The organism is Hymenobacter lapidiphilus (genome assembly GCF_013377885.1).
Classification (GTDB): domain Bacteria; phylum Bacteroidota; class Bacteroidia; order Cytophagales; family Hymenobacteraceae; genus Hymenobacter; species Hymenobacter lapidiphilus.
The window spans coordinates 56820-81719 of the sequence record NZ_JABKAU010000015.1; the positions used below are offsets into that span (position 1 = coordinate 56820).

At 59.9% G+C, this 24900-nt stretch carries 16 protein-coding genes; 4 read left to right on the plus strand and 12 right to left on the minus strand.

Features of this window, described 5'->3' with window-relative positions; translation table 11 throughout:
* Positions 1 to 44 precede the first annotated feature (44 nt).
* Positions 45 to 2477 (minus strand): efflux RND transporter permease subunit, encoded by a 2433-nt coding sequence (locus tag HW554_RS10030; protein ID WP_176908449.1) that lies wholly within the window; start codon positions 2475 to 2477, stop codon positions 45 to 47.
* 235 nt (positions 2478 to 2712) lie between these two features.
* Here HW554_RS10030 and HW554_RS10035 point away from each other — a divergent pair, with 235 nt between their 5' ends.
* Positions 2713 to 3111: a hypothetical protein gene (locus HW554_RS10035; RefSeq protein ID WP_176897461.1), complete on the plus strand. Its 399-nt coding sequence runs from the start codon at positions 2713 to 2715 to the stop codon at positions 3109 to 3111.
* Between the two features lie 117 nt (positions 3112 to 3228).
* On the opposite strand, the gene HW554_RS10040 is transcribed toward HW554_RS10035, so the two are convergent.
* Positions 3229 to 4752 (minus strand): glycine--tRNA ligase, encoded by a 1524-nt coding sequence (locus HW554_RS10040; RefSeq protein ID WP_176908450.1) that lies wholly within the window; start codon positions 4750 to 4752, stop codon positions 3229 to 3231.
* A gap of 270 nt (positions 4753 to 5022) precedes the next feature.
* On the opposite strand from HW554_RS10040, the gene HW554_RS10045 reads away from it, so the two are divergent.
* Positions 5023 to 6429, plus strand: coding sequence for an inorganic phosphate transporter (locus tag HW554_RS10045; RefSeq protein ID WP_176908451.1), 1407 nt, complete (start codon positions 5023 to 5025; stop codon positions 6427 to 6429).
* Positions 6430 to 6632: 203 nt separating this feature from the next.
* Here the strand turns inward: HW554_RS10045 and HW554_RS10050 are convergent, their stop codons facing one another.
* The 9 genes from HW554_RS10050 to HW554_RS10090 form a co-directional block, all read right to left on the minus strand.
* Positions 6633 to 7115 carry a hypothetical protein gene (locus tag HW554_RS10050; protein WP_176908452.1) on the minus strand — a complete coding sequence of 161 codons (483 nt, stop codon included), beginning with the start codon at positions 7113 to 7115 and terminating at the stop codon, positions 6633 to 6635.
* Positions 7116 to 7352: 237 nt separating this feature from the next.
* Positions 7353 to 7844: a DUF4385 domain-containing protein gene (locus tag HW554_RS10055; protein ID WP_176908453.1), complete on the minus strand. Its 492-nt coding sequence runs from the start codon at positions 7842 to 7844 to the stop codon at positions 7353 to 7355.
* 948 nt (positions 7845 to 8792) lie between these two features.
* Positions 8793 to 10415: an Ig-like domain-containing protein gene (locus HW554_RS10060; RefSeq protein WP_176908454.1), complete on the minus strand. Its 1623-nt coding sequence runs from the start codon at positions 10413 to 10415 to the stop codon at positions 8793 to 8795.
* Positions 10416 to 10629: 214 nt separating this feature from the next.
* On the minus strand, positions 10630 to 11508 hold the full coding sequence (locus HW554_RS10065; RefSeq protein WP_218134686.1) for a class I SAM-dependent methyltransferase: 879 nt from the start codon (positions 11506 to 11508) through the stop codon (positions 10630 to 10632).
* Between the two features lie 294 nt (positions 11509 to 11802).
* On the minus strand, positions 11803 to 13671 hold the full coding sequence (gene mnmG / locus HW554_RS10070) for a tRNA uridine-5-carboxymethylaminomethyl(34) synthesis enzyme MnmG (RefSeq protein ID WP_176908456.1): 1869 nt from the start codon (positions 13669 to 13671) through the stop codon (positions 11803 to 11805).
* A gap of 224 nt (positions 13672 to 13895) precedes the next feature.
* Entirely contained in the window at positions 13896 to 14582 is a 687-nt protein-coding gene (locus tag HW554_RS10075) for a GNAT family N-acetyltransferase (protein WP_176908457.1), read from the minus strand.
* Positions 14583 to 14652: 70 nt separating this feature from the next.
* Positions 14653 to 15135, minus strand: coding sequence for an rRNA maturation RNase YbeY (gene ybeY / locus HW554_RS10080; RefSeq protein WP_176908458.1), 483 nt, complete (start codon positions 15133 to 15135; stop codon positions 14653 to 14655).
* A 67-nt stretch (positions 15136 to 15202) separates the two neighbouring features.
* A complete protein-coding gene (locus tag HW554_RS10085; RefSeq protein WP_176897477.1) occupies positions 15203 to 15676 on the minus strand; it encodes an ATP-binding protein in 474 nt (157 codons plus the stop codon).
* Positions 15677 to 15727: 51 nt separating this feature from the next.
* Entirely contained in the window at positions 15728 to 19165 is a 3438-nt protein-coding gene (locus tag HW554_RS10090) for a DUF4175 family protein (RefSeq protein WP_176908459.1), read from the minus strand.
* 454 nt (positions 19166 to 19619) lie between these two features.
* Here HW554_RS10090 and HW554_RS10095 point away from each other — a divergent pair, with 454 nt between their 5' ends.
* Positions 19620 to 20255 carry a hypothetical protein gene (locus tag HW554_RS10095; RefSeq protein WP_176908460.1) on the plus strand — a complete coding sequence of 212 codons (636 nt, stop codon included), beginning with the start codon at positions 19620 to 19622 and terminating at the stop codon, positions 20253 to 20255.
* Between the two features lie 220 nt (positions 20256 to 20475).
* Here the strand turns inward: HW554_RS10095 and gcvP are convergent, their stop codons facing one another.
* Positions 20476 to 23400 carry an aminomethyl-transferring glycine dehydrogenase gene (gcvP, locus tag HW554_RS10100; RefSeq protein WP_176908461.1) on the minus strand — a complete coding sequence of 975 codons (2925 nt, stop codon included), beginning with the start codon at positions 23398 to 23400 and terminating at the stop codon, positions 20476 to 20478.
* A gap of 179 nt (positions 23401 to 23579) precedes the next feature.
* Between gcvP and HW554_RS10105 the strand changes: the two genes are divergently transcribed.
* Entirely contained in the window at positions 23580 to 24797 is a 1218-nt protein-coding gene (locus HW554_RS10105; RefSeq protein ID WP_176908462.1) for an NAD(P)-dependent oxidoreductase, read from the plus strand.
* The last annotated feature ends 103 nt before the right edge of the window (positions 24798 to 24900 follow it).

The window sequence follows — 24900 nt, forward strand, 5'->3', positions numbered from 1 at the left end:
TCAGCTTTTTGACGTTCGTGTAGTTATTGAAGAAAAGCTAAGCGCTATCCGCTGCTTTTCGGTTTCATTTTCGCCAAATCCAGCTCCAGGTCGTCGTCCTCGGCGTGGTAGTTGTCGTCGTAGTGGCGGATGCTGGACTGGTCGATTTCCTCTTCCTTGGTGCCGTGCTCGAAGGTAACGAGCAGGCAGGGCAGCAGAATCAGGTTGGAGAAGTTGGTGATGAGCAAGCTGGCCGACATGAGCAAGCCTAGCGCCTTGGTGCCCCCGAACTCGGAGAAGGCAAACACCGAAAAGCCCAGAAACAGCACGATGCTGGTGTAAATCATGCTGGTGCCTGCCTCCGACAGCGTGGTGCTGATAGCGGCCCGCACTCGGCGGCCGTTGATGGCCATTTCCTGCCGAAACTTGGCCAGCAGGTGGATGGAGTTGTCGCCATCAATACCCAGCGCGATGCTGAAAATAAGAGCCGTGCTAGGCTTGAGCGGGATGCCGAAATAGCCCATAATGCCGCCCGTGAGCAGCAGGGTGAAGAAGTTGGGCAGCAGCGCGAAAAACACCGTCCGGAAGGAGCGGAACAGAATCAGGACCACCAGGCCCACCAGGATAAAGGCGTGCAGCAGGCTGTTTTTGAGCGTTCCGATCAGGAACTCGTTGCCCTTGGTGAAGATGATGGTGGTGCCGGTGAGACGGGCGGTAAGGTCGGTGTCCTTGAAAATCTTGTCGATTTCGGGCCGAATCTGGTTGGTGAGCAGCGTGTCGAGGTTCTGCGAGCCGATGTCGGCAATTTTGAGCGAGATGCGGGCCTCGCGCATGGTACTATCGGTGAACGAACGGAGCAGCTTGCCGGTGAGGTTGCCCTCGGCCCCCGGCTGGCTTTGCGAGCGGGCCAGGTAACTGAAAATGTAGTTCTTCTCGGAGTTATCGGGCAGACGGTAGAAGTCGGGGCTGCCGTTATAAAAGGCCTGATTGGAGGCCTTGAGGGCCGTTACCACGCTCACCGGACTCGTGAGCACCGGGAGGGTGCGCAGGTAGTTTTCGAGCCGGTCGATGCGCTCCAGATTCTTGAGCTTCAGCAGGCCTTTTGCCTTGCCGGTGTCCACCACAATTTCCAGCGGCATCACCCCATTAAAGTGCTGCTCGAAGAACTTGAGGTCGGAATTCACCGACGAATCCTTGGGCAAATCGTCGACCATATACGACACCGACTTCACCTTGCTCACCCCCACCGCAGCCAGTATGCCCAGCGCCAGCGTCGTGAGGTACACCGTGCGGCGGCGCTCCAGCACCAGGTAATCGAAAAACTCCAGCAGCTTGATGAGCGGCTTGGCCTCCAGGTGATCCAGCTGCTTGGGCGTGGGCGGCGGCAGAATGGTGAAGATGATGGGCATCAGAATAAACGACACCAGAAAGGCGACGTAGATATTGATGGTGGCCACCAACCCGAACTGGAACAGAATAGCAATGTTGGTGAAGCAGAACACCACGAAGCCAATGGCCGTGGTGGTGTTGTTCATCAGCGTAACGAGGCCGATTTTGCGCACCACCCGCGTCATGGCCAGCACCTGGTTGCCCGATTTGCGGTAGTCGTAGTGGTAGCGGCTGAGCAGGTAGGTACAGTTGGGGATGCCGATAACGATAATAATGCTCGGAATCAGGCCCGTGAGCAGGTTGATTTTGTAGCCCATCAGCACCATGCTCCCGATGCACCAGGTCACCACAATCAGCACAATCAGCAGCGGAAACACCACCGCCGACCAGGTCCGGAAAAACATGAACAGCGTCAGGGCCATCATCACGATGGTGAGGCCCACGAACAGCTTCATTTCCGACGCTACCTTGGTTGTCATGGTGGCCCGCACGTAGGGCAGGCCGGCGTAGTGCAGCCGAATCTGGGTGTCCTTCTCGAAGCGGTGGGCGTGGGCCAGAATTTCGGCCATTACGGCCTCGCGCCGGCTCGAATTGAGGTACTTGGGGTCGATGGTAAGAGCCAGCAGCGTGGCGCCGGTGGTGGGCGAAATCAGCTGGCCTTTATAAAACTGCTGCTCGTTCACCACCCGCATCAGCGAGTCGAGCTCGGCCTGTGAGCCGGGCGGCCCACGGAAGATGGGCATAGCCCGGAAAGTGCGGTTGACGGTGTCTTTTTCGAGCCGCGGCAGCCGCGTCACGCTCAGTACGCCGTTCACGCCCTCCACCTTGCTCAACGTATCGGTGAGCAGCCGGAGCTGGTTGAACTTGCCCAGCTTGTACACCGAGCTGTCCTGCATACCCAGCACGAGCACGTTGCCGTCCTCGCCGAACTGACGCTTGAACTGCTGGAAGTACACCATGTCCGGGTCGTCGGGCGCTACTACCTGGGCGAAGTCGTAAGTCATTTCGACTTTTCGCGCCTCCCAGGCCATAAACACCGTAATGGCCGCCAGCAGCCCTACCAGCAGCCGGCGGTTCTTAATTACAAACAGGGCAAGATTCCGCCACATAGACCGTTAAAATGCAGCAAAGGTACGCAACCCGGTTCAGGTAGCGGGACTGGATCAACCAGTAAGTGGCGGACGGACAGTTGCTTTGGTGAATAATTATTTCAGGAGAAACATTTTTTATTCGGAATATATGAAACATTTTGCGCAACCATTTCCGTAAACACACCTTTTTCAGATGGTTGCAATTACCTTCAATTGCACTATCGGAATATTGTCTTGTTATTTTCAAATCAACATGGTATTGTACCATTCACCCGATACATCGCTCACTTTCGATTCTGATTCGGCCACCTTGCTGCTGAGCTACACGGCCACCGGACTGTCGGTTTCATTTGGCCAGGCCTACCAGCTGGCGCTAGAGGAAATGCTGGCCCAGAACATTGGCAGGCTGCTACTCGACCTCAAACGCAACGCCCCCCCCACCGACGACCTAGAGGAACTGCTGGCCCCGCTCGGCGAAGCAGTAGCCCGACAGCCCGACCAATCCCTGTTTATTGCCGCCCTCGTTTCAGAAGGCCAGTACCAGTACCAAATTGGCAATTCGCTGGCTTCCTCCTCGCTGCCGCCGGCCCAAGTCGAGTTCAACTACTTCACCTGTCGCCACGATGCCACCCAGTGGCTGAGCGAGAACTAAGCAGGCCCCAACCAAACGCAAAGCCCCTGACGCCGCACGGACGTCAGGGGCTTTTTGCTTTACTGAGCTTTTATTTTCGGGAAAGGCAGCCAGATTTAGCTCTGGCTGCCTTCCTGTTTACAGCTGCTCGAATATGCGCGAGAAGCTCACGGCCTCGCCGATGTAGCCGCGCAACTCCGAGATGGGCATGCGGGTCTGCTCGCGCGAGTCGCGGTGGCGTACCGTTACGGTGTCGTCTTCCAGCGTCTGGCCATCCACCACGATGCAAAAGGGCGTGCCGATGAGGTCCTGGCGGGTGTAGCGCTTACCAATGGCGTCACGCTCCTCCATAATCACCCGAAAATCGTGGCGCAGACTGTTGAAAATTTCAGTGGCCTTTTCGGGCATGCCGTCCTTTTTCACGAGTGGGAAAATGGCGGCTTTGATTGGCGCCACGGCCGGGTGCAGCTTCAGTAGCGTACGGGTTTTAGTTTGCTGCTGCTCGCCTTCGCCCTCGGTAATGGTTTCTTCCTGGTAGGCTTGGCAGAGCGTGGCCAGGAACAGCCGGTCGGCGCCGGCCGAGGTTTCCACCACGAAGGGCACGTAGTTGCCGTAGGCCTTGCCGGTTTCGGGGTCGATGTCGGCATCGAAGTACTGCTGCTTCTTCTTGCTCAGCGCTTGGTGCTGGGTCAGGTCGAAGTCGCCGCGCGAGTGGATGCCCTCGATTTCCTTGAAGCCGAAGGGGAATTCATACTCGATATCGACGGCGGCCTTCGCGTAGTGGGCCAGCTTTTCGTGGTCGTGGAAGCGGAGCTTTTCGGCCGGCAGGCCCATCACCTCGTGCCAGCGGCGGCGCATGGTTTTCCAGTGCGCGTACCACTCGCCTTCGGTGCCGGGGCGCACGAAGAATTGCAGCTCCATCTGCTCGAACTCCCGCATCCGGAAGATGAACTGCCGGGCTACAATCTCGTTGCGGAAGGCCTTGCCGATCTGGGCAATGCCGAACGGCACCTTCTGGCGGGCCGACTTCTGCACGTTCAGGAAGTTGACGAAGATGCCCTGGGCCGTTTCGGGGCGCAGGTAAATCTGGCTCGAATCTTCGGCCACCGCGCCCACCTGGGTCGAGAACATGAGGTTGAACTGGCGCACCTCGGTCCAGTTGCCGGTTTTGCTGACGGGGCACAGAATCTGCTCGTCAATAATGAGCTGCTTGACGCCGGCCAGGTCTTCGGCCGTCAGCAGGCGGCCCATTTCGGCCAGCAGGGTTTCGGCGCGGGCTATTTCGCCGTTTTTCTCGTGCTCGGCCGCTTTGTCTTCGAGCAGCACGTCGGCGCGGTAGCGCTTCTTGCTGTCGAGGTTGTCAATCATGGGGTCCGAGAAGCCATCAACGTGGCCTGAGGCTTTCCAGGTGAGCGGGTGCATGAAAATGGCCGCATCGAGGCCCACCACGTTCTGGTGCAGCTGGGTCATGGCTTTCCACCAGAGCTGCTTGAGGTTGTTTTTGAGCTCCACGCCGTTGGGGCCGTAGTCGTACACGGCGGCCAGGCCGTCATAAATTTCCGACGACTGAAATACGAAGCCGTACTCCTTGGCGTGCGACACGATGTTGGCCAGCGTGCCTTCGGTAGTGGCCGCGGCGGCGGGTTTGGGGGCGTTGCTCATGGCAGATGCGGGGTTGAGAGGAGAGTCGTTTCGGGCAAAGCGCGTGACGACAGACAAAAGTAGCCAAAGCCTCGCCCGCAACCGCACCCTGGTGCAAAACGGCTCTGCCAACGGTCAGAAGGCATGTTTCAGCCGTGGCTGGCAATCCTGCGTTTAGCACTCCAGCCAGCCAATGGGCCGGACCAGTAACAATTTCATAATCTTGCCCTGCCTTAGGTGCGAAGTACCTTTGAGCCTGTTTTTCCCTATTTCTCACCCAACTACTCCCTTATGTTCGGCTTAGAGCCTCATGTGCTGCTGCTACTGGCTGCATGCCTAATAGCAGCCTGCGCCTTCGAATTCGTGAATGGCTTCCACGACACGGCCAACGCCGTGGCCACGGTCATCTACACGAATGCCCTGCGCCCCTGGGTGGCCGTTATCTGGTCGGCATTCTGGAACTTCATCGGCGTACTCACCGGCGGCGTGGCCGTGGCCATGGGCATTGTGTATCTGCTGCCCGTTGAAAGCCTCGTAGATGGCAACGTGTACCACGGCATTGCCATGGTGGGTGCGCTCATCATCGGGGCCATTATCTGGAACATCGGCACTTGGTACTACGGCCTGCCCTCGTCGTCGTCGCACGCGCTTATCGGCTCCATTCTGGGTGTGGGTATTGCCTACAGCTTTCTGCCCGGCGTAACCAATTCGGGTGTGAACTGGGGTAAAGCCGGCGAAACCGGTATAGCCCTTCTCCTTGGCCCAGCCTTCGGTTTCACGCTCACCATTCTGCTCATGTTCCTGCTTCGGCGGACGATTAACAATAAATCCATCTTTAAAGAGCCGCATAAGCACAAGCCACCACCGCTCTGGATCCGGCTGATTCTGGTAGTTACCTGTACGCTGGTGAGCTACTTCCACGGCTCGAACGATGGCCAGAAGGGCGTAGGCCTGATTATGCTCATCCTCATCGGCATCGTACCCACCTATTTCGCCCTCGACCACACCAAAAACCCGCTCGATATGCGCGATTCGCTGGTACGGGTAGAGCAGGTGATGAGCCGCGTAAACGTACCTGAGCTAAGCCAGGCCGAACAGAAAACGGTGACCGAAATCAGGGTGCAGACCAATGCCCTTGACCGTATTTTCGAAGGCAAGACCAAGGTCGAGCAGATTCCGCAGTCCGACCGTTTTGAAATCCGCAAGGCCATTCTGTTGCTTTCCAACCGCGCCAAGCTCATCCAGGACAGCGACAAAGTACGCTTGAGCACCCGCGACCGACAGACGCTTGATGACGGGTTGAAAGGCCTCAAGTCGTTTACCGATTACGCCCCGACCTGGGTATTCATCATCGTGTCGCTGTCGTTGGGCGTGGGCACGATGGTAGGCTGGCAGCGCATCGTGAAAACCATTGGCGAGCGTATCGGCAAGGAGCACCTTAGCTACGCACAAGGCGCTTCCTCCGAGCTGGTAGCCGCCTCCATGATTGGCATCAGCTCGGCGCTGGGTTTTGCGGCTTCTACTACCCACGTGCTCACCTCGTCGATTGCGGGTAGCATGGTGGCCAGCCGGGGCGTGAAGAACGTGAACCCTGTAATGGTGCGCAACATTGCCCTGGCCTGGGTGCTCACGCTGCCCGTAACCATGACGCTCTCGGGCCTGCTGTTTCTGCTATTTCGCGCCATTATGCCGAGCTAATTTACTTAGTAGTATCCTGGAATAAGATAAAAAGCCGCTCCGAATTTCGGAGCGGCTTTTTTGCTGAATAGCTGTTTTTCAGCCTAGTGTCAGAATGGGGCAACTGTCCCAAAACTGTTTACTAAAGCGGTGAAAATACGGTAAATGAAGAAGTTATCAACTTATCAACAGCTAAAAACCTAATTTTTGTGGATAACTGCGGCTTAAGAGGGCCACTGCACCTCTAAATCCTCATCGATGAAGACGCCGAAGTTGACGAACTGCATCTCCTCATCTTCGAAATACATGTCAATCATTTCCTTTTCGTAGGAAATACGCATCTCCCCGGTGTCCATTTTCTCAATTTCGCTGTGCTCGTGGCCGTGGCGCTGCATCAGCTCCTGAATCTGCTCGGGGGTGCGGCCATGAATGGCTTCCCCGTAGAGGCGGATACCGGGGTGGTCGGTTTCGATGCAGCTCAGGCGGTAGTCGTCTTCGCGGTCGAAGTAAAGCGAGTAGCCTTCGTCGAGGTAGTTCCAGGCCTGGTGCTCGAACTCGTCGTCATCTTCCGACTCTTCAATCTCCTCGGGCTCGCCCATCAGCGAGCGAACCTCGTCCTGGGAAGCGCCGAACTTGAGCGGGCCCATGCCGATGCCGAGGCGGATTTCATGTTCGTCGGTGCTGGATGGTTGGGCGGGGGTTTGCATGGTATCTAGGGAAAAGGGGGGTGAAAGTTTTTGGCTGTTGGCTGGTAGCTGTTCGCTTTTGGTCTGGCGAAAACGCTAACGAACGAATTCAGATGTACTCAGCCTTTCGGTGGCTCAAAGGTAAGGCGAACCAGTGTTCCGGCTTATATGCGCTTGTTCAGTAACTGTATTACCACTGTACTACGGCTAAAACGACAAAAGCTATTAGCTAACAGTTCTCAGCTTGAAGCTTAAAATCTACTTGCCGTAGCGCTCCTGGAATTCGGCACGCTGCTCCTGGTAATCGGGGTGGGCGCGGGCTTCGTCCCACTTGGCCTTGAAGATGGCGGCCGATTCGGCTTTTACGGGGTCTTCGGGGGCGCGGGGCAGCTCGGCGCGGCCGTGGGCACCGCTCTGGCCCTTTTTGTCGTCGGGCACGGGGCCGTCGTACTTTTTGCCCCCGCGGTGGTTGGCGTAGCGCCGGGCACGGGTGTAGCCCATCTGCAGAAACTTGCGGGCCATGTCGGCGCCCACAAAGTCGTGGGCCTTCAGGTAGGCCTCAAACAGCCCGTAAATGGTACCGGCCGACTCCTGGGCCACCTCGGGCGTCCGGAAGCGCCAGTGGGGCAGAATCTCGCCTTTATAGGGCTGCACCAGCAGTACCCCCTGCTCGCCCTTGCCCACCCGATACAGTTCGGGGTGAAGGCGGAAATCCACGGCAGCGAAATCGAGGTCGTAGTCGAAGGGCATAGGCGGCGGCCGGGCAACCGCCGGCAGGGAGTAACGCCCTGTATACGCGGCTTCGCTCGGCGGGGCTGCCCCAGTTGCGGCGAAACTCGCAAATTCGGCCGTAGTGGTGTTGCGCCGACCGGCTCCAGCTTCCTGCCCTGCTCCGACCAGGGTGCAGGGCAGGAAGCCGGAGCCGGCCTGCTTATCCACAAGCTTAATAACTTTTGAAAAACATTTTTTTAAATAAATCTTTTTAATCCCCATCGTTAGGGCTGTTGATAAGTGGATAAGAAAAGAAGGTTATCCACGGTCGGGATAACATGTGTACAAGACCAGACTTATCCACCGTCTGCCAACAGGGTATGTGGATAATAAGTAGCTTGTTTACAGGCGATTAATTGAGTTTTTCACAATCCACAGGACTTATCCCGATATCCACAATCCACAGCCCGGGACCGATGTGGATTGTGGGAATTTCAGGGGATAGTTATCCACCCTTATCCACCACCCCCCTAGTGGAAAACAGGGCTGTCGGGGCGGTCAGACTACCAAAAAAAGATGTCCGCAACTTCTCCACGCATTATCCCCATGTTTCCCCACCATTATCCACAGGTTATGCGTGCAGGCACTGCATACGTGGAAAACTATGTGGATTAGCGCTGGCCGGGGGTGGCAAAAAGCCACTGACAGCATCCAGCCGTTGTTTTGCGCTGTGGATATCTTTCAGGCCTGCTCCCTATATAGCGCGAAATAGGATTATGGATAGCCGGCAGCCTATCGGAAGCCAACGGACCTCATTGCCCGACTTGGGGCAGCAGCTACGCCAACCCTACCGGAAGGCTTACATGGCCTGCGGAACAGCAATGCGGCCTGCGTACTTCGGCCTGCCTGTCCCGCCCCAACGCAAAAGCCCGAATCCGGAGGACGGATTCGGGCTTTTGCGTTGGGGCGGGGTCGCAGAGGGCAGCGTCAGAAGCTCAGGGTTTCTACGTTGTCGAAGTTCGAGCGAATGGTGAGGGGCTTGGGGAAGAGGAAAACCGGCTCGGGCGCGGCCTTAAGATCCGGGTCGCCGCCCTGCCAGCGGCCGTCCTGGTTGCCGTCGATGAGCACGCGCAGGCGGTAGGTGGCGGGCGTGAGGTTGTCGAAACGGTAGCTGCCTTTGGGCGAGTCGAGCAGCTGGAGCACCAAGCCTTTTTCGTCGAGCAGCTGCACCCAGTAGCGCTTGGCCGTGGTCTGGATGGGGCCGCTGAGCGTGCCGGTCGTGGTTTGCTCGACTACGCGCAGCTTGAGCGGCTGTAGCCCCAGCGGCCGGCCCGTGATGCTCTGGATGGCGGTGCTGTCGAGTTGCAGCGTTACGGTTTTCCGGGCCTTGGTGTCGAGGGTAAGGGCCAGCGTGGTGCGGTCGGGGCTGAGGCTGCCATCCTGAGGCAGGCGTAGCGGCCGGCGCTTCAGTGAGTCTTCTACCAGCGTACCAATGGGCTTCTTGGGGTCGAACCGGATGGGTTCGGTGAAAACGAATTTCACCTGACCCTGGCGGTACACTTCCCTGGGGCTGCCCTCTACGGTATAGGCCGGCACCGGCTTGGGGGCCTTGGGCGGGGGCTCGGCAAACTTCACGGCAATGGTGTCGCGGGCCACGTTGCCGGCGCTGTCGGTGGCGGCCAGCAGGTAGCGACCTTCGGTGAGGGCAGCCGTGCGGTACAGAACGGCCGTGCGATTACGCTCGGTGAGTTGCACGGCCTCCTGCAGGGCCGCTGGCGGCGTGGCGGCGCTGCCCAACGGCGCGAGCGTGGCCGTCAGCAGGCCCTCGTTGTAGCTAATGCGCTGGTCGGTAGGCGCGTTTTTCTGGGTCGTGATGAGCGGGCGTCGGCTGTCGGGCTTGGTTAGGACGAAGCGCAATGTGTCGGGCGTAGGGCCCACGGTCAGCAGCTCGCCGCCGGGCCGGTAGGCTACGGCCTCGGGCTCCTCATAGCGGTTCGTCTGGTTCTTGTCGGCCAGCGCGTAGGCGCGGTAGCGGCCTTCCTTCAGGTAGCGGAACGCAAAATCCCCCTGCTTGTCGGTGCGGGCCAGGTAGGTAGGTACGCCCCGCTTGATATCCGAGGTATCGGCCTCGGGGTAAAGCAGCACCGAAACCCCCTCGGCCGGCTGCTGGCTCAGCAGGCCCACCACGCTGCCCCGCACCGCGCCCGAATCGAGCTGGGCCCCGGTGCTGAAGCTGACCGACACGTTGGCCGCCTTGTTCTTCTCGGTGATGTCGCTAATGGCGTCGCCGAAGTTGAACGAGTAGGTGGTATTGGGCCGGAAGGGCTGCTCGAAGGTAAGCGTAACAGACGTGCGGTCTTCCCGGATTTTGTAGGTGTTGGCCGGGTCGAGTACCGGGGCTACGAGCAGGTTCTTGGCCAAATCCGTCAGCTGCACCTGCTCCGAAAACTCCAGCCGGATGCTCTGCCCCGTTACGTTGCGGGCACCGTTGGCAGGTGTGGCGCTGATGAGCTTGGGTAGCGTAGTGTCGCGGGCACCGCCCTCGGGCGAGCTGATGGCCGCGCAGCTACCCAGGGTTCCGGCCGTAATCAGAAGGAAAGCTATGCGCATTGCAGGGTGTGCAGATTGAAAAAAGTACGCGGATTGTGGAAACGAGGAAGGGGGCAACTAATTGCAGCTAACGCTACTGTCATGCTGAGCGCAGCCGAAGTATCTCTACCGCTTCGTTGAACGAGTGCTGCGAAGCGGTAGAGATGCTTCGGCTGCGCTCAGCATGACAGTAGCGTTAGCTGCAATGGCTTTCTGCTTTAGCCACCCCCCTCCCCTACCGCTTGCGGGCTACGTACATCACGCTGCTGTATTGGCCCTCGTGGCGGGCCGCGTACTGGTTGGAGTTATAACCGGTCTTCAGAACCGAGAGCAGGCCACCGCGCTGGTTGCCCCGGTGCTTTTCGCTGAGCATGCTTACATAGTAGGCATCCAGCGGCATGGGCAGTTCCTGCTCCACCTGCAGCCGGTGCTTCTTAAGCAGCAGCTTCATGGTTTTCGGGCTGAAATGGTAGAGATGCCGCGGCACATCGTAGGCGGCCCAGTCGGGACCGTAGTGCTGGGCGTCGAGGCTCTCTACGTTGGGTACGGCAATAACCAGCGTGCCGCCGGGCCGCAGCAACCGGATGAGCTGCCTGAGCGTGTCGTTGAGCTCGTGCACGTGTTCGAGCACGTGCCAGAGCGTAATGGCATCAAACGAAGCCTCCTGAAAATCGACCAGCCCGGCCCGGCCAATAGGCTGGCCCACCCGCCGGCTGGCCTCCTCGCGGGCTCCGGGGTTGGGCTCCCAGCCAGCCACCTGCCAGCCATCGGCCTTGGCGGCCGCCAGAAAGTGGCCCGTACCGCAGCCATAATCAAAGAGCTTGCCCCTGGCCGGCACCAGCTTATTAAGCAGGGCCACCTTGCGGCGCATGGTAAACACCCGCGCCACTTTGTACGCCTGGTTGATAAGTCCGCCCGCCCCGCTGTTGTGCGACACGTACTCCTCCGACTCGTAATAACGCCCGATATGAGCTGCATCCGGCCGGGGGTTGGTGAACTGGAACGTGCAGGCCGCGCACTGCTGAATGGCGAAACTCTCGTGGCTCACCGACCTATCCTCCACCACCAGCTTGTTGCGCAGCTCCGTTTTGCCGCACACCGGGCAGGTATCCAAACGCTCGTAAATCACTTATTCTCGCTGATTAGGTTGATTTCGCTGAGTACAACAACCGGGTTGGGTCTGGGTGTCAGCCGTAAGACGAAGGTACAAAACCAAAACGGCCGCCTAGTGGGGACTGAAAGAACAGCTAACATAAGAACAGTCATTCTGAGCGAAGGCGCAGCCGGAGTCGAAGAATCTCTACTGCAATGGTGACCCTAACGTAGGATTACTTTGGCAGTAGAGATTCTTCGACTCCGGCTGCGCCTTCGCTCAGAATGACTGTTCTTCTGGTTTTCAGTTCACGACCTACCGGCCCAGGTACACCATCAGCACCGACACGTCGGCCGGGCTGACGCCGCTGATGCGGCTGGCCTGACCCAGGGTTTCGGGTTGGATTTTGAGCAGCTTTTCGCGGGCCTCGTGCGAGAGGGCGGGCATGGCCTGGTAGTCGAGGCGGCCCTGGATGATGAAGTTTTCCAGCTCCTGCATGCGGGCGGCCTGCTGGTGTTCCTTCTCCAGGTAGGCCTCGTACTTCACCAGGATTTCGGCCTGCTCCAGCGCATCGGGGCGGTAAGGGGCCAGCGCCAGCGCGAGGCCGGGCAGGGCGGCGGCCAACGCCGGCAGCTCCACGCCGGGGCGGCGCAACAGGTTCACGGCCCGGGTTTTCTCGCTGATTTCGGCCGAGCCGATTTCCGTGAGCCAGCCGTTGATGTCGGCTGCTTCGATGCCGAAATTCTTCAGCAGCTTGGCTACTTCTTTGGTCTGCTGCTCCTTTTCGCGCACGCGCTCCATGCGCTCTTCCGAGGCCAGCCCCAGCTCGTAGCCCAGCGGCGTCAGGCGCAGGTCGGCGTTGTCCTGGCGCAATAGCAGGCGGTGCTCGGCGCGGCTTGTGAACATGCGGTAGGGCTCGTCGGTGCCCTTGTTCACGAGGTCATCAATGAGCACGCCGATGTAGGCCTGGCTGCGCGAAAGCACAAACGGGGCCTCGCCGTGCACCTTGCGGTGGGCGTTGATGCCGGCCATCAGGCCCTGGCAGGCGGCTTCCTCGTAGCCGGTGGTGCCGTTTATCTGGCCCGCGAAATAGAGGTTGGCCACCCGCTTGGTTTCCAGCGTGAGGTGGAGCTGGGTAGGCGGGAAGAAGTCGTACTCGATGGCGTAGCCGGGGCGGAACATCTTGGCATTCTCGAAGCCGGCAATTTTGCGCAAAGCGCGGTACTGTACGTCTTCGGGCAGGCTGCTCGAAAAGCCGTTCACGTACACTTCCACCGTGCTCCAGCCCTCGGGCTCCACAAAAATCTGGTGGCGGTCCTTGTCGGCGAAGCGGTTGATTTTGTCCTCTACGCTCGGGCAGTAGCGCGGCCCCAGCCCCTTAATACGCCCCTGAAACATGGGCGACTTCTCGAAGCCCTCCTTCAGGATTTCGTGGACCTCGGGGTTGGTATAGGTGATGTGGCAGGGCCGCTGCCTGGGCAGCGCGGGCGTGTCGAGGTAGCTGAACTTGCCGGGCACTTCGTCGCCGGGCTGCTCTTCCATCTTGCTATAGTCGAGGCTGCGGCCATCCACACGGGGCGGGGTGCCGGTTTTCATGCGGCCCGCCTCGAAGCCCAGCTCCAACAGTTGCTCGGTGAGGCCGGTGCTGCCCTTCTCGGCCATGCGGCCCCCGCCGAACTGCTTCTCACCGATGTGGATGAGGCCGTTGAGGAAAGTGCCGTTGGTAAGCACCACCGACTTGGCCCGGAAGTCGATGCCGAGCTGGGTTTTCACGCCTACGCACACGCCGTCTTCCACCAGCAGACCCGTTACAGCCTCCTGCCAGAAATCCACATTGGGGGTTTGCTCCAGCGCCAGGCGCCACTCCTCGGCAAAGCGCATCCGGTCCGATTGCGCCCGTGGGCTCCACATGGCGGGGCCCTTGGAGCGGTTCAGCATCCGGAACTGAATCATGGTCTTGTCGGTAATGATGCCCGACATACCACCCAACGCGTCCACCTCGCGCACAATCTGGCCCTTGGCCACGCCACCCATGGCCGGGTTGCACGACATCTGGGCGATGGTGTTCATGTTCATGGTAACCAGCAGGACTTTGGAGCCCAGCTTAGCGGCGGCGGCGGCGGCCTCACAGCCGGCGTGGCCCGCACCCACCACTAGCACATCGTATTCTTCTTGCTGAAACATAGTTGGTTAATCTGCCTGCGCCGGAAAGAGTTCAACGCGCAGATGCTGCCGCAAATTTACCGCCTTTTTCCTAGCTGTTAGCTTTAGTGAACTACGTAGGGGCGGGGCTTGTCGCCGCCCGCCGTAAGAACAAACCGCCGGAACAACCCAAGCGGTTTTCGCTCAACGCAAATCGTTCAAAGGCGGGCGGGGGCAAGCCCCGCCCCTACGTCGTTCAATCAAGTTCAAATTCCTGTCAACACAGCGTTCTGGGCGTCCACCCGCTCCCAGGAAAACGGATACCACGCTTCCCGCAAACAGTCGAATACTTCGGTGGCGGCTGGGCAGGGAAATAGCTTGTAGTCGAACTTGGGGTAGCCGTGGACTACGTAGCCGGGGTAGTAGTGCGTGTAATGGCGGCGGCGCGCTTCCTCCATCTTCAGGAGCATGAGTACCTTACCCAAACTGAATTTGCGGTAGTCGGGGTCGTAGAAGTTCATGATGCCCGCCATCGTCCGCTCGCCGGCGTCGAAAATACCGGCCGCCACTAGCCGGCCCGCCTCGCGCACTTCCAGCACTTCGGTCTGGAACACGTTGTGGGTGGCCCCGTTCAGCAGGAAGGTTTCCACCGTATCGGGCGCATCGAAGGTGATGCTTTGGCGGTAGCGGGCGTAGAGCTCTTCCAACTCGTTTGTCAGCTCGAAGGGCCGTAGCTGAAGCGTGAACCGCTCGGCCTGGCGCAACAAGCGGCGCTGAACCGGGCCGTACGCCACCTCGGCCAGCACCATACGGAGCCAGTGCACCGTGTACACCTGCTCCCCTACTGGCAGAAACAGGCAGGTAAACAGGTCCTGGTGCATGCGGTAGTAGCCCTGGCTCAGATAGAAATCCAGGGCCCGGCCGGGAACGACAAGCGGCGGCGTGGCAGACATACGGGGGGTGCCGGTAGAACAAAAAACGCCCGCGTTTCGGCAGGCGTTTTCAAATCAAACTAAAGGAAGATTAGAACATGCGGAGTAGCAAGCAGTCATCTTCCTTTTTGCGCATGGCGGTCTGGCTGAGCAGGTCCTTATCGGCGTAGCCGAGCAGGTGCAGCACACCATGAATCATCACGCGGTGCAGTTCGTCGCGGAAGGTGACGCCGTGAGTGACGGCATTCTCGCGCACCCGATCCACGGAAATAAAGATGTCGCCTTCGAGCATATCGGCGTCGTCGGCGTTGTCGAACGAGATGACGTCGGTGTAGGTGTCGTGGTCGAGGTACTCCACGTTCACCTTATGCAGGTACTCATCGGAGCAGAAGATGTAGGTGAGCTGCACGATTTCGTGCTCGTGCACTTCGGCCACGCGCTCAATCCAGGAGGTTAGTTCGCGGGCGTCGTCGAGCTCAAAATCCACCTCTTCCACCATAAACTCGATGCCATGCGATTCGGCACCGGGTCCCGGCTCATCTAACTCATCGAACTCGGTGGGCAGGTCGCTCATGGCAGCCGAAAACGGGGGTGGAATGAAAAATCAGGCAAAGGAAAAGCAGAACCAGCCGGGTTGAAACCTAGCGGGCAGCCGGAGCCTCGGCACCGTTGATGGTCGAATGGCGCTCTTCAGCCTCTCCATCGGCCTCCGAACTGGGCAACAAGAAGGTCAGCAGCACATGGCGGCCATCCTTGTTGAACTCCACTTCATCGGCGAGGTGGCGAATGAGGAAGATACCGCGGCCCCCGGGGTTTTCGATGTTTTCGGGGGCCGTTGGGTCGAGCAGGTTGTCGTAGTCGAAACCAGCGCCCTCATCCTCAATCTCAAACCGCACCCTATCGGACTCGACCTGCAGCGAAAGCAGCACGTTTTTGTCCTTGTCGAACTTATTGCCGTGGCGGATAGCGTTGTTGACGGCCTCGGTGACGGCCACCATAATGTTTCCGTAAATATCGTCGTCGATATGAAACGTATCCTTCGAGTTGTCGATAAAGCTCTCCACTACGCGGATGTTCTCAACGAGCGAAGGAATTTGAATTTTAACCTGCTTCATACTGAGTAAAAAAGAGAAGGGCGGCGGGTAAAAGGTAAAAATAGCAGAACGCTACTTCATTTGCTGAAAATACTCGCTCACCTTACGCTGATAGTACGGGGTGAGGGTGGGAGGCACGGCGCGAAGCAGCTCGGTCTGACGGGTTTGCTGGCGCTGGTACTGCTGGAACGCGGGTGGAAAAACGGGCGGACGTTGCTGGGCTGTCTGGGCTTCGCGCTTGTCGTCCTGGTCCCGCTCGCGGGCCGATTTCTCGGCTTCAAGCAACCGGGTCAGGATTTGGCGCTGGCGCATAACAGTCTGCTCCGTCAGCCGCTTGTTTACGAGGTCGGTTTCGGTTTGTTCCATCATTTTCTTGATGTCGCCGAGGCCGCCGGCGCCTCCCTGGCCCTGCCCGTCCTTGTTGGGGTCGGGTTTGCCACCGCCGGGCTTGTTGCCCTGCATTTTCTCCAGCTCCTGCATGGCCTGGCGCAGCATCTGCTGCTGGCCGGCCAGCTTGGCCAACTCTTCGGATAGCGCCCGGCCAGATTTTCCACTCTGCTGGAGCTGCTGAATCTGCTGGTTGAGCTGCTGCTGCATGCGGCCCATCTGGCCCTCGCCGGCTGAGGAGCCCTTTTTCTTCTTGCGGCCCGGCTTGCCGCCGCCCTGCTGCTGCTGGCTCTGGCTATCGCGCTGCTGCTGCTGCATCTGCTGGAGGGCATCATTAAGCATCAGGGCCAGGTTGTTCATGCTGGTCATGGCCTGCTGCTGGGTGCTGGTGGCGCGGCCCACGTTGCGGTCCTTGATGTGGCCCAGCGCCTCGTCCATGCGGCCGTTCATCTCGCCCACCTCGCGGGTCACGAAGCTTTGAATCTGGGAGACGCGGTTGGCCAGCGCGTACAGCGAATCCTGCACCACCCGGGCATCGTCCTTGAGCTTGCGTTGGGTCTGGCCGAGCTGCACGAAGCGCGGGTCGCTCTGATCCACCTGCCGGAACTGCTGCATCAGGTTCTCCTCATCGAAGCTGAGCTTGAGCAGGTTTTCGAGGATGTCGCGCAGGTCGTCGATGTTTTCTTGCTGCTGGTCGGCTTCCTCCTGCTCCATCTGCTGCTGCATCTGCTGGGCCATCTGCTGCATCTTCTGGGCAGCCTTGCTCTGGCTCTGGCTGGCCTTCTGGTTCTGGTTTTTGCCCAGTTGCTGCTGGCTCTGCTGCTGCTGCTCGTCTACCTGCTGCTGGTCCTGCTTCATCTCGTCGGCTCCGTTTTCGCCGTCGAGTTGCTTGTCCATTTCCTTGAGGTCTTTGAGGTCTTCCTTCACCTCCTCAAACTTCTGCTGCTGCTCAGTTTGCTGGTTTTTGAGGTCCTCGTTCTTGGCTTTCTGCTGTTCGTTGCTGAGCTTGTTGTCGGGGTTCTGCTTGTCGTTCTTCTCGGTTTGCTCGGCCAGTTTCTGCTGCTCCTGGGCCAGCTGCTGGAGCTTTTCGAGGGCCTGGTCCTGCTTCTGCTCAAACTGCAGTTGCTTGAACATTTCGAGGGCCCGCTCCAGCTCCTTTTGCAGGGTGTTTTCCTTGTTTTCGAGCTGCTGAAGCAGTTTCTGGATGTCGGGCTGGTTCTGGTCTTCCTGCTGCTCCAGCAGCTTGCGCAGCTCCTCGTAGAGCTTCTTGGTTTCGGGGTCGAGCAGGTCGTCCATCAGCTTCTGCAGCTCCTTGGCTTTCTCGGCCAGCTCCTCGTTTTTCTGCGGGTCGAGCTGGTTTTGCTGCTCCTGCAGCTGCTCGAACTGGCGCTTGAGGTCAGCCAGCGCTTGGTCCATCTCCTGCTTGCTGTCCAGCATGTCTTTAAGCTGCTTGCGGTCCTGGAAGTTGAGGTCGCGCTTCACTTTCAGCTTGTCCTGGGCCTTGGCCAGCTCACGCTCCATCTTCTTCGATTCCTGGGCGGCCTGGCTCATCTGGCTTTGCATGGCCTCGCTCTGGGAAGCCAGTTGCTGGCGCTGCTCGGTGCGCGAGGGCAGCCGGAACTCGGCCACCCGGCTGCGGCCCGGCTTGGCGCCGTTCACGCCGTCGTTGTCCCAGGCCTGCACAAAGTATTCGAGCCGGTCGCCGGGCTTTAGGCTGAGCCGGCGCACATCCCAGGCATAAGCGTAGCTCTGGCTGGGCCCGCTGCCCAGCGGCAGGGCGCGGGTCTGGTAGGCGGCATTGGGGTTGTTTTTGCCGAGGATGCGGTAGTGCAGTTGCAGGCGCGAAAATCCGTAGTCGTCGCGCAGGTTGCCGCCCAGAGCCAGAAACTGCCGGGCCGTGGTGTCCTGGAAACTCTCCAGCGTCACTTCGGGCGCTGCGTCCGCAATTACGGTCAGCTGGTACTCAATCGGGTCGCGGTTGGGGCTGGCGGCGTTGCGCAGGCGCACGGCGTAGTTCTGGCTGCGAGTGGCCCGGCGGCGCAGATGAAACTGCCCGGCGGCGGCCTCGTCGGGCGTGGCGGCCACGGTTTCATTGGGGTTCTGGAAGTTCAGTTGGAGCTGATCGGTGGCTTCAGTCTGAAACTCCCAGCGCAGCTCCGTGCCCTCGGGCACCGTGAGGTTGCCGGTGTTGCGAATGGTTTCGTTGGGCCGGCCCACGTAGGCCGGGTACACGGCCCGGATGGCGAAGTCGCGCAGGTTGGGCCGGGCCTTCACCTTCAGCTTGTAGTCGTCCGACGAAAAGCCGGCTGCTGCCAGCTGGAAGTCCACGTTCTGGCGCAGCTGCCGGAAATCGTAGCGAAAGCGGTTGCCGGATTCGCGGGTCAGGCGGCGCTCCTTGCCCTCGTACTGAATGCTGATTTCGTTGGGCAGCACCTCCCCTTCCACCGTCACGTTCAGGCTGAAATCTTCGCCCTTAAACGCCGTGAGGCTTTTATTCTCCACCACGAACGTAAACGGCGCGGGCGGACTATACTTCTGGTTGTAGTTGAGAATGCGGCCGGTGCCCTGCACGAAGAAAGCCGGGTAAGCCAGCAGCAGCACCGCCACCACGCCCGCAGGTACGGCTACGTACTTCCATAGCGGCTTGGTTTGGCGCTGAATATTGATGCCCTGCGAAAACTCCAGGCCGCGCAGTTGCCCGGCTCGTTGCTCCAGACTGGCGGCCAGCAGTGCGTTTTCCTGAGCCTGCCCGCGTAGCTGCAGCGCGTTCAGCAGCTTGTCCTGCACCTGCGGAAATAACTCGCCCACGCGGCGGGCGGCCTGTTCGTCCGAGAGCATGCGGCGCAGATGCGTAAGGGCCGCCAGCGGCTGCCAGATCCAGCGCACGAAAGCGTACACCATGCCTCCTACGAACCCGAATAGCAGCCCGGCCCGCACCCAGGTGGGTAGGTACAGGAAGTATTCGAGCAGGCTGAATACCAGGAACACACTCAGCAGCAGGCCGCCGGCCACCAGGGCCCCGCGCACCAGCAGACTCAGGTAAAACTTGCGCTTAAACGCATCGAGACGGGCCAGCACATCGTCCAAAGCCCGGGTCGTCGCGGGGTCTTGCTCCACTCCCATAAACGTATTCAGTAAGCTGCTGGCTGTCAGCTACCAGCTGTTAGCTTTGTTCTGGCTGACAACAAATTACACGGTCTTTTGTGCAAGAGACGCCAGCTCGGTCTTTTAGCTGCCCGATTCAGGTCCGGGAAAGATACAACTTTCACCCCGTCAGGCAGTGTAAGATGGACAACGGAAATGGGGTAACAGGTTCCTTTCCAACCTAGGTTACAGCGGGCGACGTAGGGGCGGGGCTTGTCCCCGCCCGCCGCTACGACGGGATTCAAAGGGTTTTAGTTAGCCGTTCAACGCATCGTGCTAACGGCGGGTGGGGGCTTGTCCCCGCCCCTACGCCGCCCGCCGTAACCCGGATTTTCTAAAGCAGCTATAAGCTGACACCTTTCTCCGCCGAATAAAAGCTAACAGCCCACGATATGTACCTTTAGGCCACTTCCTCATTTGTCTCTCCCGGCTTGTGCCCCGACTGTTGGCCACGGTACTATCGGCGGTGTTTCATCCGCTGCTGGTGCCGCTTTATCTGTTTTATATCGTGTGCTACCAACTGCCGGGCGTAGCAGCGCACCCGGCCCTGCCGGCCCGCGGGCTCGTGTTGGCCTTGGTGGCGGGCGGCACGCTGGGCCTTCCGGGCCTGGGCACGGCCCTGCTGGTGTGGCTGGGCTACGCCGATTCGGTGGAGTTGCGGCAGCGTCGGCAGCGCACCATGCCCCTGCTACTGGCCGCGCTCAGCTTCGGCGTTACGGCCGCGCTACTTTACCGCCCCCAGGAGCCCGACCCGCTGCTTTTCCGGATGATGGCGGGCATGACGCTGGCCGTACTGCTAACGCTGCTCATTACGCTCCGCTGGAAGATTTCGGCCCACGGCGTGGGCATGGGCGGCGCGTTCGGCTTGCTGTTGCTACTGCATCTCAGTAGCACTACCGAAACTGCCAGCCTCTGGTGGCTGGCCGGCTGCGCGGTTGTAGCCGCCGCCGTAAGCCGCGCCCGGCTGGTGCTCGATGCCCACACGCCCGCCCAGGTGTGGGCCGGGCTGGCGCTTGGCTTGAGCGTGGCGTTGGGTATCGGGGTCGTAAGTAGCTGGTTTTTAGGCTAAGCAAGATGTAGAGACGTGCTATTTTGCGTCTCGTCGTTGCTGACGTTGCCTGTGTTCGACGTAGGCCGTTCAACGACGAGACGTAAAATATTGTGTCTCTACATCATACACGCAGAAGTGCTTCATCACCAACTAAAAAAGGTCCCGCAACAACCGTTGCGGGACCTTTTACATACATTCTAAGCTCTAAGCTCTAAGCTCTAAGCTCTAAGCTCTAAGCCTAGTACGACGGCCCTTTATCGGCTTGTACGAGCTGCTCTTCGGCATCCACGTACTCGTCTACCGAGGTGCAGGAGCAGATGAGGTTCCGGTCGCCGTAGGCTGAGTCGATGCGCGAGACGGTGGGCCAGAACTTGTAGGCGCGGGCGTACTCGGTGGGGTACACGGCCTGCTCGCGCGAGTAGGGGCGCGTCCAGTCGTGCACGAGCACGGTGGCCGCCGTGTGGGGGGCGTGCTTCAGCAGGTTGTCCTTGGCATCGGCACGACCTTCTTCCACCTCGGCAACTTCCATGCGAATGGCAATCATGGCTTCGATGAAGCGGTCCAGCTCCTCCTTGCTTTCGCTTTCGGTGGGCTCCACCATGAGCGTGCCGGCTACCGGGAAGCTTACCGTGGGCGCGTGGAAACCGTAGTCCATCAGGCGCTTGGCAATGTCTTCCACCTCGATGCCGGCCTTCTTGAACTGGCGGCAATCCAGAATCATCTCGTGGGCGCAACGACCGTTGGCTCCCGTGTAAAGCACCGGGTAGTGCTCCTCCAGCCTGGCCTTGATGTAGTTCGCGTTCAGGATGGCAATGCGGGTCGCCTCGGTCAGCCCTTCGCCGCCCATCATGTTGATGTAGGCGTAGCTGATGGGCAGAATGCTGGCCGAACCCCACGGCGCCGACGAAACGGCGCTGGCCGTGCGGCCGTCGGCGTCAATCAGCACGTGGCCGGGCAGGAAGGGCGCCAGATCGGCCACTACGCCGATGGGGCCCACGCCGGGGCCGCCACCGCCGTGCGGGATGCAGAACGTTTTGTGCAGGTTCAGGTGGCACACGTCGGCCCCGATAATGGCGGGCGAGGTCAGGCCCACCTGGGCGTTCATGTTGGCACCGTCCATGTATACCCGGCCGCCGTGGTTGTGGATGGTGGCGCAGATGTCGATGATGGTTTCCTCATACACGCCGTGCGTGCTCGGGTAGGTCACCATCAGGCAGCTCAGCTTGTCGGCGTACTGAGTGGCTTTGGCCTCCAAGTCGGCCACGTCGATGTTGCCGTCCTCGGTGCTCTTCACCACCACCACCTGCATGCCGGCCATAACGGCCGAAGCGGGGTTGGTGCCGTGGGCCGAGGCCGGAATCAGGGCCACGTTGCGGTGCTGGTCGCCGCGCGAATCGTGGTAGCCTTTAATAGCCAGCAGGCCGGCGTACTCGCCTTGAGCACCCGAATTGGGCTGCAGGCTTACGGCATCGAAGCCGGTTACCTCGCACAGCCACTTTTCCAGGTCGGCGAAGATTTCGGCGTAGCCCTGGGCCTGCTCGCGGGGCGCGAACGGGTGCAGGTTGCCGATTTCAGGCCAAGTAACCGGAATCATCTCGGCGGTGGCGTTGAGCTTCATGGTGCACGAACCGAGCGCAATCATAGAGTGCGCCAAGCTCAAATCCTTGTTTTCGAGCTGCTTCATGTAGCGCAGCATCTCGTGCTCGGAGTGGTGGGTGTTGAAGATGGGGTGCGTCAGGTAGTCGCTCTTGCGCACCAGCACGTCGGCCCAGTTCACTTCCACCTCGGTCGGCAGTTCTACCTGGGGCGCGCTCTTACCAAGCACCTTGGCAAACACGGCCACGATGTCGCGCACGTCCTCAATTTCGGTGTTCTGGTTGAGCGAGATGCCCACGCGGGGCGTGCCGTGCTCGGTAAAGTAGCGGAAGTTGATGCGGGCGGCTTCGGCTTCCTTCTTCACCGCATTCTGCAGCTCCTCGCTTTCCAGCTTGATATCGAGCGTATCGAAGTAGAACTCGTTGCGCTGGTTGAGGCCCAGCTCACCCAAGGCGCCGGCCAGCGTCTGGGCTTGGGCGTGGATGTTGCTGGCAAACTGGCGGATGCGCTGAGGGCCGTGGTACACGGCGTACATGCCGGCCAGCACGCTCAGCAGCACCTGGGCGGTGCAAATGTTGCTGGTCGCTTTTTCGCGGCGGATGTGCTGCTCGCGGGTCTGCAGCGCCATGCGGAAGGCCTTGTTGCCGGCCGCATCAATGCTCTGGCCAATAATGCGGCCCGGAATTACGCGCTTGAACTGGTCGCGGGTGGCCAGGAAACCGGCGTGCGGTCCGCCGTAGCCCATCGGCACGCCGAAGCGCTGCGAGTTGCCCACCACGGCATCGGCGCCCATTTCGCCGGGAGGCGTCAGCAGCGTGAGCGACAGCAAATCGGCCGCTACGGTCACAAACAGGTTGTGCTCGTGGGCTTTGCTGATAAAGTCGGTGTAGTCGTATACGGCGCCGTCGGCGGCCGGGTACTGCAGGATGGCGCCGAAGAACGACTCATCGGTGAGGTCGGCGGTGCGGTGGTCGCCGATAACCAGCTCAATGCCCAGCGGCGTAGCGCGGGTGCGCAGCACGTCGATGGTCTGGGGCAGCACCTGCTCGGAAACGAAGTAACGCTTGGTCGTTTTGTCCTTGCGCAGCGAGTGGAACATGTGCAGCGTTTCGGCGGCGGCAGTGCCTTCGTCGAGCAGGCTGGCGTTGGCAATATCAAGGCCGGTCAGCTCCATTACCATCGTCTGGTAATTGATGAGGGCTTCGAGGCGACCCTGGGCAATTTCGGCCTGGTAGGGCGTGTAGGCGGTGTACCAGCCCGGATTTTCGAGGATGTTGCGCTGAATGACGGCCGGCAGCTGGGTAGGGTGGTAGCCCAGGCCGATGTAGTTCTTGAACAGCTGATTCTTCTCGGCAATGCCTTTGAACTTGGCCAGAAAAGCCCGCTCGGTGAGGGCCGTGGGCAGATTGAGCGGCTTTTTGAGGCGGATGGCCGCCGGCACGGTTTCGTCGATGAGCTGGTCAATCGACTCGACGCCGATGACACGCAGCATTTCGGCTACGCCGGCTGCATCGGGTCCGTTGTGGCGGTCCACAAACACATCGGCGGGCTTGGTCTTCAGCAACATAAAGGGGTGGATGAGGGTGGCAACGAAAGGCTTGGGTAGTACCTCCAACAAAGGTAGCGCGAAAAGGCTTCACCCTTAAACCAATAAGCGGGCAAAAGTTTGCCGCGTAATATGTAGAGACGCGATGGGTCGCGTCTCTACTGCTACCTTTAAGCCCCATCCCATCCAATTGCTACCGTATGCCCACCCTTACCATTGGCCTGCTGCGCGAAGGCAAAACCCCGCCCGACAAGCGCGTGCCGCTCACACCCAAGAAGTGCATTGAGGCCCAGGACCAGTTTGCGGGCCTGAAAATAGTAGCCCAGCAGAGTGAAATCCGGGCCTTTGCCGACCAGGAATACCGCGACGTGGGCTTGGAGGTGCGCCCCAGCGTGGCCGACTGCGACGTGCTGATGGGCGTGAAGGAAGTGCCGGTGGCCGAGCTGCTGCCCAATAAAACCTACTGCTTCTTCTCCCACACCATCAAGAAGCAGCCCGCCAACCGCGAGCTGCTGCGCCAGGTGCTGGCCCGCAACATTACGCTCATCGACTATGAGCTGCTCACCGACGAGCAGGGCCAGCGCATTGTGGCATTTGGGCGCTGGGCCGGCATTGTGGGTGCCTACAACGGCCTGCTCACCTACGGCCGTAAGCACGACCTGTTCCAGCTTAAGCCCGCCTACGAGTGCGTGGATATGGAGGATATGCAGGAGGAGTTTTTCAAGGTAAAGAAGCTGCCGCCCATCAAAATGGTGGTGACCGGTACCGGCCGCGTGGCCCAGGGCGCGGTAGAGGTGCTGGAGCTGATGGGCATCCGCCGCGTAAGCGTGTACGACTACCTCTACCTCGATTTCAACGAGCCCGTGTACACCCAGTTGCGCAGCTCCGACTACAACCGCCGCCACGACGGCCGCGTCTGGGACACGCCCGATTTCCACCGCCACCCCGAGCAGTACGAAAGCACGTTCCACAACTTCCTGCCCGTTACCGACCTGCTGATTGCCTGCGCCTACTGGCACCCCCAGGCCCCACGCTTGTTTGCCGAGGAAGACACGCGCCGCCCCGGTTTCCGCATCAACACCATTGCCGACGTTACCTGCGACATCGATGGCTCGGTGCCCACCACCCAGCGCAGCACCACCATCCAAGAGCCTGCTTACGACTACAACTCCGCCACCGGCGAGCTGCACGCGGCTTATTCAGCGCCGGAGCATATCACTGTAATGGCCGTCGATAACCTGCCCTGCGAACTGCCCCGCAATGCCTCGCGCGACTTCGCCCGCCAGCTCATTTCCCACGTGCTGCCCCACTTGCTGGCCACTGGCGGCCCCGACGAGGTGATTGAGCGCGCCACCATTGCCCGCGCCGGCAAGCTCCTGCCCCGCTACCAGTACCTGGCCGACTACGTGGCCGATTAGGTATGCTTTTCGGTAAAAGCAAGCGCGTCATCCGGCCAAGGCCGGGTGACGCGCTTGCTTTTAATCTTTTTAGGAAGGTGTCTATTGTATTCAGACCGTCATG